This window comes from Cryobacterium arcticum (assembly GCF_003185895.1).
Classification (GTDB): Bacteria; Actinomycetota; Actinomycetes; order Actinomycetales; family Microbacteriaceae; genus Cryobacterium; species Cryobacterium arcticum.
Window position 1 is genome coordinate 1,687,399 of sequence record NZ_QHLY01000012.1, and the last position, 14,066, is coordinate 1,701,464.

Sequence of the window (14,066 nt, forward strand, 5' to 3'; positions counted from 1 at the left end):
GCTGGTTCGAACAGAAGAACCGCCAGGCTGTGGGCCCGCCGGTTCTGGTGAATTGCCCAAGTCTAAGGCTTGTGGCGTGCGGGCAGAACGGTACATTAGGGTAGGCTTACCAAAGTCTCGACGCCCTCGCGTCTACCATCCCCGCCACAATCACAAAAATTGGGAATCCTATGTCACTCCCCCGCCTTCTCGGCCTCAGCGCGGCCGCAGTCATGACCATCGGCCTTGCCGCCTGCTCCCCCTCCACTGCGGAGACTTCCGACTCGACCGGGGCCGCCAGCGGCGACTTCCCCGTGACCGTGGAGCACGCGCTCGGAGAGACCGTGATCGAGAAGCAGCCCGAACGGGTCACCACGATCGGCTGGGGCAACCAGGACGTCGCCCTCGCGCTCGGCATCGCCCCCGTCGGCGTCGATGACCAGACCTGGTCGATGGACGGCAGCGATGGGCTCGGCGTCTACGACTGGACCCTCGACGCCTACAAGGACCTTGGCGCTGACGAGCCGGTGGTGTTCTCCACCGCCGACGGCACCGACTTCGAGGCCATTGCCGACACCCAGCCCGACGTCATCCTCGCGGGCTACTCCGGCGTCACCGAGGAGGAGTACTCCACTCTGAGCGAGATCGCGCCGACCGTCGCCTACCCCGACGCCGCCTGGCTCACCCCGTGGCGCGACGTCATCCTCACCGACTCCGCTGCTCTCGGGCTCGCCGACAAGGGCCAGGCTCTGGTCGATGACCTCGACCAGCAGATCGCGGACGCCACGGCAGACTCCGCATTCGAGGGCAAGAAGGCGGCGTTCTTCTACATGAGCGCAGCCGACCTCTCCACGATCTCGATCTACGGCCAGGGTGACTCGCGCACGGCCTTCCTCTCCGACCTCGGCTTCGATCTTCCCGAGCTTGCCGGTGACGTCGACACCTTCTACCAGGACGTCAGCGCCGAGAACGCCGATCAGCTGGCCGACATCGACGTGATCGTCAGCTACGGCGACAGCGATGAGCTGCTCAAGGCTCTGCAGGCCGACCCGCTGTGGAACACGTTGACGGCTGTGCAGAACGGCGCCGTCGTCTCGGTCGGATCCGGCGATGCGCTCAGCGGCGCCGTCACGCCGACCGCGCTGTCGATCCCGTGGATGCTGACGGACTACGTCGCCCTCCTGGACGGTGCCGTCGCCCTCGCGAAGTGACCTCAGTACACGCATCGGTCGATGACCGCCGCCGTGCCCCCACCACGCAGGTGGGGGCGCGGCGGCGCGCTTTGACGATCGCCGGCTTGATCCTCGGCGTCGGCATCGCCATCCTCCTCTCGCTGGCGTTCGGGTCGCGAACCGTCTCGCTGGCGGAGATCGTCGATGGATTGACCTCCTGGGCGCAGGGCCGCACTGCGGCTGACATCGGAGCGATCGCGGTGCAGGAACGCATCCCCCGCACTGTGCTCGCCATCATGGCCGGCGCAGCGCTCGCGCTGTCGGGGGCGCTGATGCAGGCCATCACCCGCAACCCCATCGCCGACCCCGGCATCCTCGGGGTGAACACCGGCGCAGCCCTCGCCGTCGTGTGCGGAATCGCATTCTTCGGGATCACCTCGCCCTACGAGTACCTCTGGCTCGCCCTGGGTGGAGCCGTCCTGACGGCGATCTTCGTCTACAACGTCGGCTCGGTCGGACCCGGCGGCTCCACCCCCATCAAACTTGCGCTTGCGGGAGCTGCGACCACGGCAGCGCTGGGCTCCCTGGTCAGTGCGGTCCTGCTGCCCCGCACCGCAGCGATGGACACCTTCCGCTTCTGGCAGGTCGGCGGCGTCGGCGGCGCCGACTGGGGCACGATGGCGGTCATCGCCCCCCTGCTCATCGCCGGCACCCTGGTCGCCTTCATCTGCGCACCCGGGCTGAACGCGCTGGCGCTCGGCGACGACGTCGCCGTGGGGCTCGGCGTACGCATCGGTCGCACCCGGCTGCTCGCCGCCGTGGCGGGAGTGGTGCTCTGCGCCGCGGTCACCGCGGTCGCCGGTCCCATCGCCTTCGTCGGCCTCATGGTGCCGCACGTGGTGCGAATGCTCGTCGGCCCGGATCAGCGCTGGATGCTGCCGCTCTCGGCACTGGGCGGCGCCATCCTGCTGACCCTCGCAGACACGATCGGACGACTCATCGGCTACCCCGGCGAGACCGAAGCGGGCATCGTCACCGCCTTCGTCGGCGCCCCCGTCCTGGTCATCATCGCCCGCCGCAGCCGGATGAGGGCACTCTGATGACCACTCTCCCCGCAACGCCCGATCTCGCCGCGCGCACTGCGCTGGTCCGTGCCGGCCGCATCCGCCGCTCCCGCCGTCGCGTCATCGTCATCGGCTGCCTCGCCGTGGCTGTACTGGCGCTCGTGGCCGCCGTGATCATGGTGGGCAACACGATCTACCCGGTCTCGGACGTGCTCGCCGTCCTGCGCGGAGAGAGCGTGCCCGGAGCATCCTTCACCGTCGGCACCCTGCGCATCCCGCGGGCACTCATCGGAGCCCTGGCCGGACTCGCCTTCGGCGCCGCCGGCACGACGTTCCAGACGATGCTGCGCAACCCCCTCGCCAGCCCGGATGTGATCGGCATCAGTGCCGGGGCCAGCGCGGCCGCCGTCCTCTGCCTGGTCGTGCTGCACTGGAGCGGCACCGCCACCATGTTCGCCGCTCTCATTGCGGGCGTTGCCACGGCCGCGGCCATCTACTTCGCCGCCCGTGGCGGCGAGTCCACCGGCGGCCGGCTCATTCTTATCGGCATCGGCATCGGGGCGATGCTTGACGCTGTCGTCTCCTACGCGATCCAGCGGGCCGCCGAATGGGATGTCGCCGTCGCCATGCGCTGGCTCACCGGCAGTCTCAACGGCTCCCGGTGGGAGAACGTCCTTCCGCTCGGCATCGCCGTGGCAGTGCTGCTGCCCCTCCTCGCCCTGCTCTCGCGGCAACTGCGAGCGCTGGAACTCGGGGACGCCGCGGCGACGTCGCTGGGCGTCCGGGTGGACCACGTGCGCATCCTGCTCGTTCTCGCCGCGGTCGCCCTCACCTGCTTCGCAACCGCGACAACGGGGCCCATCGCCTTCGTGGCGTTCCTTGCCGGCCCCATCGTGAGCAGGCTGGTCGGTCACGGCTCCTCGCTGACCATCCCCGCGGCCCTCATGGGGGCCTGCCTGGTTCTCACCTCCGATCTCATCGGCCAGTTCGCCTTCGACACCCGATTCCCGGTCGGAGTGATCACCGGCATCCTCGGTGCCCCCTATCTACTCTTCCTACTGATTCGCACATCCCGCCGCGGAGGATCCTCATGAGCGCCCAGCATCGACTGACCGCAGAAGCCCTGGTGTCGGGCTACGGCAGCACGACCATCGTCGACGGCGTCGACCTCGAGCTGCCGGCCGGGCGCATCACCGTGATTGTCGGGGCGAACGCGTGCGGCAAGTCGACGCTGCTGAAGACGCTGGCGCGGCTCATCAAACCGACCAGCGGTGCAGTCGTGCTCGACGGCAAACAGATCAGCGAGCTGCACACCAAGCAGCTGGCACGCACCCTGGGCCTCCTCCCTCAGCAGCCGATCGCGCCGGAGGGAATTGCCGTCGCCGACCTCGTCGGGCGCGGACGGCATCCGCACCAGAAGCTGTTCCGCTCCTGGACCACGGACGATGACAGGGCCGTCGTGGAAGCGCTGGAGGCGACCGGCGTCGCTGACCTTGCCGACCGCAGCGTCGACGAGCTCTCCGGCGGCCAGCGCCAAAGGGTGTGGATCGCCATGGCGCTCGCGCAGCAGACCGACATCCTGCTGCTGGACGAGCCGACGACGTTCCTCGACATCGCCCACCAGATCGAGGTCCTCGACCTGCTCACCGACCTCAACCGCCGTCGAGGCACCACGATCGTCATGGTGCTGCACGATCTGAACCTCGCGATCCGTTACGCGGACACCATCGTGGCGGTCAAAGACGGCAAGGTGCTCGCCATGGGCGCTCCGTCCGAGGTCGTCACCTGCGCGCTCATCGAAGAGGTCTTCGGCCTCGCCAACAGCATCACCACCGACCCGGTTTCAGGCAAGCCGATGGTCACGCCGATCGGGCGGCATCACGTGCGCTTGACCGAAGCGGCGACGCATCCGGCCTAGGCGTCGGTCTCGCTTTCCCGCTGCTCCAGGGTCGTGACGACGCGCTCGGCCATCCGATCCGCCTTGAAATGATCGTTGGCGGTGATGGTGACCACCGCGTCGTCGCTGAAGATGAGCAGCTGTCCGTAGGCGCCGTGCAGACGCCATGCGGCGCCGGGCCCGTCCCAGCCGGAGAGCGCATAGCGCCGGTACGCGGGCTCAGGCTCGGTCCCTCGCTCAAACCAGTCAGTGTGCATGGCCTGCACCCAGCGCGAGGATACGACGCGCTGCCCCTGCCACACTCCATCGTCCCGGATGAGCTGCCCGATCCGTGCCAGCTCAGCCGTGCTCAGGTGCAACCCTCCTCCGGCGAGGATCCAACCGTTCGGGCATCGCTCCCACACAGGCGCATCGATCGCCAACGGTGCGAACAAGCGCTGATCGAGCCACCGGGGTACGTCACCCACAACGGACTGCAGCGCTCGCATCGCGGTGTAGGTGCTCGCGTTGGAGTACTGGAAGACCCGTCCTCGTGAGGGACGGCTGAGAAACTCAGCCGCGAGGTCGGGCCAGTCCGTCATCATCGTCTCCGACCACGGAAGGTCGATACCGCTCGTCATCTGGAGCAAATGCCGCACTGTGACGTCCTCGACGCCCTGTCCGAGTGAGCAGCCCGGCAGGTAGGCACCCACCGGCGCATCGACATCGAGCAGCCCGTCGTCGGCTGCGATCCCGATCGCCAGAACGCAGACGCCCTTGGCAGCCGAGTGAACATCCCGGCGATGATCGGCGCTCCAGTGGTACTCGGCGCTCTCGTCGTCGATGAGGACATGCACGGCATGCGCGTCGAAGCCGTCCTCCTCAGCGATCCCGACAAGGCGGTCCACGATCGTTTGCGCTCGACTCATCCCACCATTCTGGTGCGTGTGCGAGGCGTTCATTCGTCATGTGCCCTACGAAAACCAAAGGGATCGAAGCCAACCGGCTTCGATCCCTTTGTTTCAGTGGTGGAGCTAAGGAGATTCGAACTCCTGACCTTCTCATTGCGAACGAGACGCGCTACCAACTGCGCCATAGCCCCAGACTGCGTATTTACAATATCACGCGAGCGCGGGCCGTTCGACCGGAAAGCAGGTCAGCCGACCGATCGGCGGCGGCGCAGCACGTCGTCGAGGTCGGTCATGCCGGGTTCGGTCTCGCCAATGATGCCCATGCTGGCGAACCGGCTCGGTGCAGCAGCGGGAGCAGCCTTCGCGGCCGCGGCGCGGGCGGCGACCGGCCGGGTGATCGGGGTGACCTCCGACGGCGCGATGGCCTCGGCCAGGGCAACGGCACGGCGCTGCAGCTCGGCTTCGGCCGCGGCCTGGCGCAGCTGCGCGGCGGCATCCACCGACGCCATGGCGGCCTGGGCGATCGAGCCCGGCGAGAGGTGCAACGGCTTCGGCAGCGGCTGCGGCGTCCACGGGGTCGGCTGCGCGGCCGGGGCTTCGTCGAACTGCACCGGCACGAATTGCGGGGCGCTGCCGGAGGTGGTGGTGCGGCGGCGCGCGGTCACGGTGCCAGCATCCGTGGCGGCGCGCGGGGCGCGGGCGGAGCGGCTCACGGTGGCCAGCCGGCCGAGGGTGGCAACGGCCGTCACCGCGGCGACCAGCCCGGCCGCCAGAAGCGTCCAGACGCCCGCAGTGACCAGAGTGGCGCCCACCACGGTGAGCACCAGGCCGACCAGCAGAAGCAGCGTGGAGAGGGCGCGCATGGCGCGCAGGCGCTTGGCCTTGCCGGCTGGGGTGAGCGCCTTGGGGCGGGCGGCGGCGGCACGCAGTACCGCGGCACGGCGAGCGGCCGTGGCGGCGTCGCCGGCGGCCTTCGAGGCGATCCGGGCATCTTCTTCGGCCTGGGCGAGCAGTTTGCGCTGGGTTGACACTCCGCGGGCCGTGTTTTCCACGCGCACCTCCTGGGGAATCTCCGACGTTTCGGCCAAGATGCGCAGGGTCTGTTGCAACCGCACGGCGTTTCGTTCGGTGGCGAGGTACTGCCGTCGTCTGGCCCAAGTGGGCATGAGATACGTCACCCAGAGCGCGGCGGCAACCGCCACCACAACTCCCCCACCCAGGACTTCGCTACTCATGCTCCCTACGGTATGAGTCCGCGGCCCCTCCGTGCCTGATTACGAGGGGGTGTGTCACTTGTCGGCCACCTGCAGCGGATGCTGCGCGGCTGCCAGGTCGTGCTCGTTGACGGTGGCGTTTCCGGCGGGCACGAGGCCGTCCTGCCAGCGGCGCAGCACACCATTGCGCACCTCCTCGGCCACCAGGCCGAAGGCGAAGTGGTCGCGCCAGGCGCCGTTGATGTGGATGAACCGGCGGCGCAGTCCCTCGTACCGGAACCCGAGTTTCTCGACCACCCGAAGCGACGGCGCGTTCTCGGGCCGGATGCAGATCTCCATCCGGTGCAGGCCGAGCTGCGCGAAGCAGTAGTCGGTGGCCAGTGCGACCGCGATCGGGGTGATCGACCGGCCGGCGAATTCCTCGCCGACCCAGTAGCCGATCGACGCGCTGGACAGCGACCCCCAGGTGATCGATGACACGTTCAGCTGCCCGGCCAGCTCCCCGTTGTACTCCACCAGGAACGGCAGTCCGCTGCCGGTGCGCGAGTGCGCGAGCAGGCTGCGGATGCTGGCCCTGGTGTCGAACGACATCGGTGCGTACGGGCTGGTCGCCTCCCAGGTGCGCAGCCACGACCGGTTCTCCATCAACTCGCGCTCGAGTGCCTTGGCATCGCGCAGCCGGATGGGGCGCAGCGTTACGGCGCCTTCACGAAGCGTAGGTATCGCGGTCGGCACAGTGAGCCCGTCTACTAGGGGGCCGAGGCCCGATGATGGTGCGCAGCTTAGCCCGCGGCCCGACTACTCGAGAGTTGCGGCGAAGTCGTGCAACCAGGGGCGCAGGTCCGGGCCCAGGTCGTCACGGTCGACGGCGAGCTGGATGATGGCCTTGATGTAGTCGAGCCGGTCACCGGTGTCGTACCGACGGCCGCGGAAGATAACGCCGTAGACGCCGCCCGTGGTCTCGGGGTTCACGGCCATTTCCTGCAGGGCGTCGGTGAGCTGGATCTCGTTGCCCTTGCCCGGTGCGGTGCGCTCGAGCACCTCGAACACCTCCGGGCGCAGCACGTAGCGGCCGATGATGGCCAGGTTCGACGGGGCATCCGCTGCGGACGGCTTCTCAACCAGCCCGGTGATGCGCACCACGTCGGGGTCGTCGGTCTTCTCGATCGCGGCGGCGCCGTAGAGGTGGATCTGCGACGGGTCGACCTCGAGGAGGGCGACGACGCTGGTGTTGCGGCCGATCTGCTCGGCGAGCATCTTGTCGAGCAGCGGGTCGCGGGCGTCGATGATGTCGTCACCGAGCAGCACCGCGAAGGGCTCGTTGCCCACGTGCATCTTGGCCCGGAGCACCGCGTGGCCGAGGCCCAGCGGGTCGCCCTGGCGCACGTAGTGCATGTCGGCGAGGTCGGTGGACTCGTTCACCTTGGCCAGGCGGTCGCGGTCACCCTTCTGGATGAGCACCGCCTCGAGCTCGGTGACGCGGTCGAAGTGGTTCTCCAACGCGTTCTTGTTGCGGCCCGTGATCATCAGCACGTCGGTCAGGCCGGCAGCGACGGCTTCTTCGACCACGTACTGGATGGCGGGCTTGTCGACGACGGGCAGCATCTCTTTGGGCATCGCCTTGGTTGCCGGCAGAAACCGGGTTCCCATACCGGCTGCGGGAATAACGGCCTTTGTAATGTGAGTAACCATGGCCTTAGGTTAGCGGCAACCTGAATGGGTTACGCACCTAGGATGACTTGTATGGACTCTGACATCGAGCACCGAAAGCGGGCGCTCCGCGCAGAGCTTCGGGAGCGACGCCACACCCTGACCGCCGCCGAGCGCGACGCCGCCACCGCGGGATTCACCGAGAACCTGCAGAGCATCGTTCTCGACCTGTCCGCCCGGTCGATCTCCTGTTATCTCTCCGGCCCGACCGAGCCGAACACCCGCCCGTTCGTGAACTGGGCCGAGGCCCGCGGCATCCGGGTGTTGTTCCCGGTGTCCCGTGACGACGGCCTGCTCGACTGGACCGTGGGCGAAGAGGAAACCGAGGTGAAAGGCCTCTCCGGTGCGCCCGAGCCCCAGGGTGAACTGCTCGGCCCGATCGCCATCAACGATGTCGACCTGATCATCGTGCCCGCCGCCGCCATCGACCAAACCGGCCTGCGGATGGGTTGGGGACGTGGGTACTTCGACAAGACTCTCGGGTCGATGCAGAAGTGCCCACCGGTGTATGCCGTGGTCTATGACAATGAGTATGTCGACGAGGTTCCGCGTGAGGTGCACGACCAGCCGGTGAACGGTCTCGTCACGCCCACCCGCATCGTCGTTTTCTAAACCTGCCCCCGGCTGGCGCATACTGGCCTGAGCAGACGTTTCCGCAACCGATCCGAAAAGACGCAGTGCCTACCTATTCTTACCGTTGCACCGAGTGCGACACGGCCTTCGATATCCAGCAGGCCTTCACCGACAACACGCTCACCGAGTGCCCCACCTGCGGCGGCAAGCTGCGCAAGGTCTACTCGTCGATCGGAGTGAGCTTCACCGGCTCCGGTTTCTACCGCAACGACTCCCGCGCGGAGTCCTCCGGCAAGTCCTCCCTCTCTGCAGAGAAGAGCGCCGCCAAGGCCGATTCCGCACCGGCCGCGAAGCCCGCCGAGAAGTCCAGCCCGGCAACGCCGGCGACCTCCGGCTCCTCGTCCAGCGGATCGGGCTCCAGTTCGAGTTCCTCCCCCACGCCGGCACCCAAATCCGCTTGAACCAGCCGAACGTGAACGACCAGATTTCTAGGAGTATCGCCATGATCAGTGGTTTCAAAGAGTTCATCATGCGCGGCAACGTCATCGAGCTTGCCGTCGCCGTTGTCATCGGCGCAGCGTTCACCGCTGTCGTCAACGCCATCGTCGATGGCATCTTCAACCCCCTGATCGCGGCGATCTTCAACGCCGACACCCTGAAGAACTCGATGACGATCCCCCTCGGCGACGCCGAGCTGTCGTTCGGCCTGGTCCTCGCGGCGCTGATCCAGTTCCTGCTGGTCGCTGCGGTCGTCTACTTCGCCTTCGTGATGCCGCTGAACAAGCTCAAGGAGAACCAGGCACGCCGCCGTCAGGCCGGCGTGCCGCTCGACCCGAAGAAGAACCCGGTCACGGACCTCGACCTGCTCACCGAGATCCGCGACCTGCTCGCCGCCCAGAACGGTGCCGTCGCTCCCGTTGCCGCCACGGATGCCCCCGCCCCGTTTGCTGCGTCCGCCGAATCCGAGGGCCCCAAGCACACTCTGTAGTTTCCGGCGATCGATCGCCGACACGCGAATGGCCCCCGGGAAACCCGGGGGCCATTGTCGCGCCAGCCCTCGCACGAGAGGACAGTTGAGGGCAGTTGCGCGCCTACACACTGGCCCCAACTGCCTTCTCGCCGCCATGCGCCTCGCGTGCCGCAAGCTGGCGATGGCTGATGGTGGCGCGGCCGGGAGGACACTCGAGGCCAGCGGCACCCTCACACACACTGGCCCCAACTGCCCTCTCGGCATCGCGGTGTCGACCGAGAAGGCAGTTGAGGCCAGTTGAAGGCTGGCGCACTGGCCCCAACTGACTTCTCGAGAACGGGATGCTCGCGGCTGCGCGGGTGGCGGCGGGGATTGCAGGGGCCCAGGGAGGGGCGACCAGTACGGGTTACCGGTGGGGGGCTACCAGTGCGGGCCTACCAGTGCGGCGCTACCAGTGCGGGGGTTTGTCCTGGCGCAGGCGGGCGTCGTTCGCGCTCGTCGACGAGCCGTCCCCGGTGGTCTGGCCGCCCTCTTCTCGAGCGGGCGGCTCCGGGCTGGTGTCGGTGTTCGGCGCCGGCGTCAGGCGGGCCCGACGCGCCCCGGCAGACTTGACCACGGACTGCCGCGGCTCGGTCGCCGGGTCGGCGGCTGAGCCGGCAGCAGAAGCCCGGTCGAGGGCGGATGCGTGCTCAGGCACGACTCCGTCAGACCCAGCTCCGTCAGGCACAGCCGGATCAGGCACGGTGCGCCGGACCGGACGACTCCTCGGTCGGGGTGACGCCGGCCAGGGCGGCGACGCGCGCGGCGACGGCATCCGGGTTGCTGAACAGTTCGAAGCTGTGAACGCGCAGGTAGTGCCAGCCCAGGCGCCGCAGCACCTCTGGGCGCAGCCGCAGGGATTCGCGGAGGCTCGCCCGGTTGACCACGGCGTCGGTCTCGACGACCACGGCGCGACCGGCGTGCGAGGCGGCCAGGGCGAGCTTGCCGCGGTGGCCGAGCGACACGGTGAGGCCGCGGCGTTCGAGCCGGCGGGCGAGGTCGACGAGCATGGCCTCGGTGGCGTCGGGAACGGCCACCTCGTTGCGTCGTGCCTCGGTCTCGGTGAGCACCTGTGACAGCGCCAGGATGCCGTGCCGCTGGCGGTCCGCGTCGATGTCGGCGGGCCGGAAGCAGGAGACGATGTCCATGGCGCGGCGGGCGCGGGTCATGCCGATCGCGAGCAGGCGTTCGCCGCCGGGTTCGCCGAGCGAACCGAAGTTGCTCAGTAGCCGGCCGTGCGGGGTGCGGCCGTAGCCGATGGAGAAGATCACCCGGTCGCGGCTCTGCGCCACGGCCTGCTCGAGGGTGAGCACCGTGAACGGTTCGGCGCGGTCCTTGAGGATGAAGTCGGAGAGGTCGGTGCGCTTGGAGAACGCCGCGAGCACGGCCTGGTGCACACGCACGGCGTGCCGGGCGCTGGCGGTGATCACCATGAGCGATTCGCGCGGTCGCTTGACGGCGTGGTCCATCACCAGGTCGACGACCTTGGCCACCTCGGCGTCGACGCTCTCGACGGCGCCGCTGTCGACGTCGGGCATGCCGTGGCCGCCCTTGACGTAGTTGAGGGTGAGGCTGCCGTGGCCGAGGAAGCTGCCCGCCCAGGGCAGGGAGTCGATCCGGCCGCCGTAGAAGCGGTGGTTGACCAGTTCGGCGAGGTCCTCGCCACCGGCGCGATAGCTGCGGGTGAGGGTGAGGGTGGGCAGCAGTTCGCCCAGGCGGGCCAGGGCGGAGTCGGCGTGCAGGGCGTCGACGTTGGTCTCCTGCGGCCGCGGGTTCTCGGCCGGTTCCACGATGCCGGTCTCGAACCCCGACGGGGTCTGGGTGACCGGGTCGCCGAACGCCACGACCTGCTTGGCCCGGCGGATGGCGCCCACGTTCTCGGCCAGCGTGGTGGCGCCGGCGTCGACGAGCAGCACGGCGTCGAAGGTCATCTTGTCGTCCAGGCCCGCCACCTCGTACGGCGAGGCGAGCCACACCGGCGCGAGCACGCGGCCCAGGTGCGGGGAGACCTCGTTGATGCGGGCGGGGGTGGCCCGGTCGGCGCGCAGCAGCCGGCGCAGCTGGTCGGCTTCTTCCGGCCAGTCGACCACGCCGATCTTCCAGGTCTCGGCGAGCAGCCAGGCCAGAATCTGCCCGGTGGTGGAGGCGTGCGCCTCGTCCACGAGCTTGAAGTCGGCTTCGAGCCGGTCGAGAACCTGGGTGTTGGCGTTGAGCAGGGCCTTGTCACCGCTGAGCATGATCTCCAGCACCGACTGCCACCAGGCGAGCTCGAGTTCGGCGGCGACATCCGCTTCGGAGACGTGTCGCTGGGACAGGTCGGTCATCAGCGGGTCGAGGTTGTGCTCGCGCAGGGTGGCCAGCAGCGCGGTGCGCTCGTGCAGGTTGGCGAGCACCTCGCTCTCGGCGGCCAGGCCGGCGACGGTGTACTTGAGCGCGCGGATGGGCCGGGAGACCAGCTGGCGCGGGGTGCCGGCGTTGCCGAGCGGCACGTCGAGCTTGCCGAGGTCCTCCGAGACCCGCTGGAAGGCGACGTGCACGTCGTTGATGCCGACCGGCACCTCGGGGGTGACGCCGGCGGCGGCGTACCGCTGCCACAGCGTTCGCTGCTGCTGGATGCGGCGCAGGCTCTCGTTCATGTCGCTCACGTGCACCCCGGGGCGCAGGTACTCGTCGGCGAGCTTCCGCAGCCGGCGACGGTTGGTGCTGGTCATCTCCGGCGAGTCGCGGCGGGCGGAGGTGGCGGCGATGAGTTCGGTCAGCGACCGGTCGAACACGGCGGGCTGGAACTTGTCCAGGGTCTCGCGGATGTCGAGCAGCAGGCGCAGGTAGATGCCCAGCTCGTGCACGGTCTCGTACGGGCGCAGCCGGGTCTGGCCCACGAGGTTGTTGGCGCGTTCGAGCAGCCGGGGCAGGTCGGTGGCGTTCAGGCGCTTGGCGAGCTCGTGCGAGGCGCCGGCATCCGCCGTGGAGGTGAAGGAGGCGCCGTACCAGGGCGAGTCGCCGGGGCCGTAGCGGAACTGGCCGAGCACGGCCGCCTTGATCAGCACGGCAGCGGCGCTGGACCGGTCGTGGGCGAGGCGTTCCAGGGCCACCCGGTCGAGCCGAGCGGTTGTCGACGGCGGGGAGGGCAGCTGGGCGAGCCGGGCGAGTTCGCCGAGCGCGTCGAGCACCGAGACGCCGAGGGCGCCGTCCTTGCGGGTGAGGGCGGAGCGGTAGTCGAGCAGCACCTTGCGCAGGCGCACCAGGGCGTCATCGACGTCGCCGACCTTGGGCTGGGCGGTCTTCTCGTTGCGGGTGATCGACTGGATCAGGTCACGGCGCAGGGTGCGCGGGGTGACGGCCACGCCGGGCAGGCCCACCTGCACCAGGCGGTGGGCGATGCCGTCGAGGCTGGAGCGGCGGGCGCTGACCACGAGCACGCGCTTGTGCTGGGCCACGAGTGACCCGATCGCGTTCACGATGGTCTGGGTGCCGCCGGTGCCGGGCAGGGTCTTCACCACGAGGGAGTTGCCGGCGCTGATCTGCGCGACGACGTTCTCCTGCTCGGCATCGGCATCCAGCAGTAGCGTGTCGGTGCCAGGCGGGCGCACGTCTTGCGCGATCGGCAGCACCGGGTTGTACGACATCTCGATGGCGCGCTTGGCGGTGGGGTTGCCGGCGACGGCGTCGAGCACCGGGTGGGTGAGCTTCTGCGCGTCGGCGGCCATGGCCCGGCCGACGTCGGCGAACGACGACGCCACCAGACGGGGAACCACGTTGAACCAGGGCAGGTGCGAGGTGAGGCCGCGCAGCCGGTCGATCACCGGTTGCGGCTTGAACGCACCGTTGGTCACGGCCAAAGCCACGAACGCATCCGCGTCGAGGGTGATCTGGAACTGGTCGTGCAGGGCACGGGCCAGTTCGGGGTTGAGGAACGGCTGGCCCTTGAGCTTGAGCTCGAAGTCCCGGCCGTAGCGGCGGATGGCGAGGGGGCGCAGCAGCACCGGCGCGGTGAACTCCACGTCGCCGTAGCGCCACTGGGCCAGGCCGATGGCCAGGTGCACGGATTCGATGCCGCGCATCGATCGCAGCTCGATGCCCTTCTGGGTGATCTCGTTCGCGGCCAGGCGGGCGTTGCGCAGCGCCAGCTCGTCGCGGATCAGGTTGGAGAGCAGGGTGGTCTTGCCGGTGATGAACTGGGGCAGCCCGCCGGGGTGGGTGGCGGAGAGCTCGATGCGGGAGCGCGGGCTGTCGCCGAAGTGCAGCAGCGGGGAGTGCCCGCCGACGGCGGCGAGTTCGTCGCGCCAGCGTTGCCAGGTGGGTTCGGCGATGTTGCCGGCGACCAACGATGGGTCACCCAGGCTCACCGAATCCGGGGACGTCGCTCCGAGCGAGCCGGCTGACGGCGCGTCGGGGTAATCCGACGCAAAGTCGTCATCTTCTGGTTTTCTATCGAGGCGCCACACACCCACACCCTATTTCTCCACTGCCCGGTTCTCGGTTAGGCCACCCGGGTTTTTCGCGCATTCGCAGGTTTCTTCCGCGCAATGGGGCCGATCGGGGCGTTTCTGGCGCGGGT

Annotated in this window: 13 protein-coding genes and 1 tRNA gene; 7 read left to right on the forward strand and 7 right to left on the reverse strand. The window is 68.8% G+C overall.

Annotated features, from left to right (window positions below; genetic code table 11):
* Positions 1-170: 170 nt before the first annotated feature.
* The 4 genes from CTB96_RS17620 to CTB96_RS17635 are packed head-to-tail and all read left to right on the forward strand — an operon-like array spanning position 171 to position 4,133.
* The gene (locus CTB96_RS17620; protein ID WP_110128086.1) at positions 171-1,190 is read left to right on the forward strand and encodes an iron-siderophore ABC transporter substrate-binding protein; all 1,020 of its coding nucleotides are present in this window, start codon (positions 171-173) and stop codon (positions 1,188-1,190) included.
* Positions 1,187-2,251, forward strand: coding sequence for a FecCD family ABC transporter permease (locus CTB96_RS17625; protein ID WP_248283436.1), 1,065 nt, complete (start codon positions 1,187-1,189; stop codon positions 2,249-2,251). Before CTB96_RS17620 ends, CTB96_RS17625 begins: the two co-directional genes overlap by 4 nt.
* Positions 2,251-3,309 carry a FecCD family ABC transporter permease gene (locus CTB96_RS17630; RefSeq protein WP_110128088.1) on the forward strand — a complete coding sequence of 353 codons (1,059 nt, stop codon included), beginning with the start codon at positions 2,251-2,253 and terminating at the stop codon, positions 3,307-3,309. The genes CTB96_RS17625 and CTB96_RS17630 overlap by 1 nt, the downstream gene beginning before the upstream one ends.
* A complete protein-coding gene (locus tag CTB96_RS17635) occupies positions 3,306-4,133 on the forward strand; it encodes an ABC transporter ATP-binding protein (RefSeq protein ID WP_110128089.1) in 828 nt (275 codons plus the stop codon). The genes CTB96_RS17630 and CTB96_RS17635 overlap by 4 nt, the downstream gene beginning before the upstream one ends.
* Here the strand turns inward: CTB96_RS17635 and CTB96_RS17640 are convergent.
* The 5 genes from CTB96_RS17640 to galU all read right to left on the reverse strand — a co-directional run bounded on the left by CTB96_RS17640 (position 4,130) and on the right by galU (position 7,908).
* Complete coding sequence (locus tag CTB96_RS17640; RefSeq protein ID WP_110128090.1) at positions 4,130-5,020, reverse strand: serine hydrolase domain-containing protein; 891 nt, start codon at positions 5,018-5,020, stop codon at positions 4,130-4,132. The two genes, CTB96_RS17635 and CTB96_RS17640, sit on opposite strands and share 4 nt — an antisense overlap.
* Positions 5,021-5,117: 97 nt before the next feature.
* Positions 5,118-5,193, reverse strand: a tRNA-Ala gene (locus CTB96_RS17645).
* Positions 5,194-5,247: 54 nt separating this feature from the next.
* Positions 5,248-6,237, reverse strand: coding sequence for a hypothetical protein (locus CTB96_RS17650; RefSeq protein ID WP_110128091.1), 990 nt, complete (start codon positions 6,235-6,237; stop codon positions 5,248-5,250).
* Between the two features lie 54 nt (positions 6,238-6,291).
* Complete coding sequence (locus CTB96_RS17655; protein ID WP_110128092.1) at positions 6,292-6,951, reverse strand: GNAT family N-acetyltransferase; 660 nt, start codon at positions 6,949-6,951, stop codon at positions 6,292-6,294.
* Positions 6,952-7,014: 63 nt separating this feature from the next.
* Entirely contained in the window at positions 7,015-7,908 is an 894-nt protein-coding gene (gene galU / locus CTB96_RS17660) for a UTP--glucose-1-phosphate uridylyltransferase GalU (protein ID WP_110128093.1), read from the reverse strand.
* Between the two features lie 51 nt (positions 7,909-7,959).
* Here galU and CTB96_RS17665 point away from each other — a divergent pair, with 51 nt between their 5' ends.
* The 3 genes from CTB96_RS17665 (at position 7,960) to mscL (ending at position 9,487) form a co-directional block, all read left to right on the forward strand.
* A complete protein-coding gene (locus CTB96_RS17665; protein ID WP_110128094.1) occupies positions 7,960-8,538 on the forward strand; it encodes a 5-formyltetrahydrofolate cyclo-ligase in 579 nt (192 codons plus the stop codon).
* A gap of 65 nt (positions 8,539-8,603) precedes the next feature.
* A complete protein-coding gene (locus CTB96_RS17670; protein WP_110128095.1) occupies positions 8,604-8,960 on the forward strand; it encodes an FmdB family zinc ribbon protein in 357 nt (118 codons plus the stop codon).
* Between the two features lie 41 nt (positions 8,961-9,001).
* Positions 9,002-9,487 (forward strand): large conductance mechanosensitive channel protein MscL, encoded by a 486-nt coding sequence (gene mscL / locus CTB96_RS17675; RefSeq protein ID WP_110128096.1) that lies wholly within the window; start codon positions 9,002-9,004, stop codon positions 9,485-9,487.
* A gap of 430 nt (positions 9,488-9,917) precedes the next feature.
* Here the strand turns inward: mscL and CTB96_RS17680 are convergent, their stop codons facing one another.
* Together CTB96_RS17680 and CTB96_RS17685 are read right to left on the reverse strand one after the other, a co-directional pair.
* Positions 9,918-10,166 (reverse strand): hypothetical protein, encoded by a 249-nt coding sequence (locus CTB96_RS17680; RefSeq protein ID WP_110128097.1) that lies wholly within the window; start codon positions 10,164-10,166, stop codon positions 9,918-9,920.
* A 37-nt stretch (positions 10,167-10,203) separates the two neighbouring features.
* Positions 10,204-13,953 (reverse strand): ATP-binding protein, encoded by a 3,750-nt coding sequence (locus CTB96_RS17685; RefSeq protein ID WP_110128570.1) that lies wholly within the window; start codon positions 13,951-13,953, stop codon positions 10,204-10,206.
* Positions 13,954-14,066: the final 113 nt, after the last annotated feature.

Coding starts and splice junctions, on each gene's coding strand:
- CTB96_RS17665 (WP_110128094.1), top strand. CDS start 7,960: ATGGACTCTGACATCGAGCACCGAAAGCGGGCGCTCCGCGCAGAGCTT.
- galU (WP_110128093.1), bottom strand. CDS start 7,908: ATGGTTACTCACATTACAAAGGCCGTTATTCCCGCAGCCGGTATGGGA.
- CTB96_RS17620 (WP_110128086.1), top strand. CDS start 171: ATGTCACTCCCCCGCCTTCTCGGCCTCAGCGCGGCCGCAGTCATGACC.
- CTB96_RS17640 (WP_110128090.1), bottom strand. CDS start 5,020: ATGAGTCGAGCGCAAACGATCGTGGACCGCCTTGTCGGGATCGCTGAG.
- CTB96_RS17650 (WP_110128091.1), bottom strand. CDS start 6,237: ATGAGTAGCGAAGTCCTGGGTGGGGGAGTTGTGGTGGCGGTTGCCGCC.
- mscL (WP_110128096.1), top strand. CDS start 9,002: ATGATCAGTGGTTTCAAAGAGTTCATCATGCGCGGCAACGTCATCGAG.
- CTB96_RS17630 (WP_110128088.1), top strand. CDS start 2,251: ATGACCACTCTCCCCGCAACGCCCGATCTCGCCGCGCGCACTGCGCTG.
- CTB96_RS17635 (WP_110128089.1), top strand. CDS start 3,306: ATGAGCGCCCAGCATCGACTGACCGCAGAAGCCCTGGTGTCGGGCTAC.